The sequence below is a fragment of the Kitasatospora nipponensis genome, from assembly GCF_039528135.1.
GTDB classification, from domain to species: domain Bacteria; phylum Actinomycetota; class Actinomycetes; order Streptomycetales; family Streptomycetaceae; genus Kitasatospora; species Kitasatospora nipponensis.
In genome coordinates, this window is sequence record NZ_BAAALF010000380.1 from 1,216 (window position 1) to 2,514 (window position 1,299).

Below are 1,299 nucleotides of genomic sequence, written 5' to 3' on the forward strand. Positions count from 1 at the left end.
CCTCGAAGCCCGCCACGGGAAAGGCCGGTACGTCCGTACCCTGCCGCACCTGCACGTCTGACCAGCCACCTCGTTAGGAACGGATCTCACTGTGTGGGCCTACGAACTTGCTGAATCTCTCCTGTCCACCGAGCTGCCGCGTCGCTGGGCGCACTCCCAAGGTGTGGCCGGCCGAGCCCGAGAGCTGTCCCTGATCCTTGGCCCGGAGGCTGAGCTGCTGGAATCGGCGGCGGTGCTCCACGACATCGGCTACTCACCGCGGCTGACCTCCACCGGCTTTCATCCGCTGGACGGGGCACGATTCCTTCGGAATGAGCAGGTGGACGAACGTGTGATCCGTCTCGTGGCCCACCACTCGTGCGCTCTCCTGGAGGCTGAAGAGCGTGGGCTCCGCCAGGAGCTGGAGGCTGAGTTCCCCCTGGAGGAGCCGCACCTCGTGGACGCGCTGATCTACTGCGACATGACGACAACCCCCGACGGCACATCGACCACTACGCCGGCGCGGGTCGCCGAGATGGTGGGCCGCTACGGGCCTGACAGCATCGTCGGCCGGTTCATCCGGCGTGCCGAGCCCGAGATCGAGGCTGCGGCTCATCGCGTGGAAGAGCGCCTGTCGCAGGCACGTACGAGGGCCTAGCCGATGTAGGGCTGGCTCCGTTCCGGGTCAAGACCGTGCTCGATCCGGAGCCGCATGGACGGGTGGATGTCCAGATCACCGAGGGTCGCTGGCTCCACCCAGCGGACTTCCTTCGACTCCTCGCTGGTCTGCAACTCGCCGCCGACCGGTCGGGCTCGAAAGCAGATCGAGAACTGCTGACGAACCTCGCCATCGTCGTACGCCATGACGTGCCCGGGGTCGGTGTACAAACCGGTCACTGCCATCACCTCGACGAGAATGCCCGTCTCCTCCCGCACCTCGCGCTCCACCGTCCGTGCCACGGACTCCCCGATGTCGTGGCCGCCCCCTGGCAGGGCCCAGAGGTCGTTGTCCTTCTTGTGGATCAGCAGGAGTCGCCCGGCATCGTCCGTCACCACCGCCGTGACGGACGGAACGACGGAGTTGGCCGAAGGCGCGTCAGGATCATGGAAGTAGTCGATGCGCCTCACGCTGCCTCGCTCTCAAGGGCAGGGGACTTGATCGTCCGAGCACTCTCCCAGATTCGCTCGATGCTCGCTTCGTAGGTGCTGAACAGCTCACCACCCGGTACCTGAGACAGGTGCAGGACCGGCGCGAGGTAGGCCCCGACCCCGTAGACGTGCCCGTTCACCAGCATGTCGTTGTCGGCGCGGTACAGGGAG

The 1,299-nt window shown here is 66.2% G+C and carries 2 protein-coding genes and 1 pseudogene; 1 reads left to right on the forward strand and 2 read right to left on the reverse strand.

Translation table 11 applies throughout. The features are described 5' to 3' along the window. Nucleotides 1-91 precede the first annotated feature (91 nt). Complete coding sequence (locus tag ABD323_RS40370; RefSeq protein ID WP_344447097.1) at nt 92-637, forward strand: HD domain-containing protein; 546 nt, start codon at nt 92-94, stop codon at nt 635-637. Here ABD323_RS40370 and ABD323_RS40375 read toward each other — a convergent pair. Beyond that, nucleotides 634-1,107, reverse strand: coding sequence for an NUDIX domain-containing protein (locus ABD323_RS40375; RefSeq protein WP_344447098.1), 474 nt, complete (start codon nt 1,105-1,107; stop codon nt 634-636). The genes ABD323_RS40370 and ABD323_RS40375 overlap by 4 nt on opposite strands. Further along, nucleotides 1,104-1,299, reverse strand: a pseudogene (locus ABD323_RS40380) (XRE family transcriptional regulator); the annotation flags it as partial. The pseudogene ABD323_RS40380 and the gene ABD323_RS40375, both read right to left, overlap by 4 nt.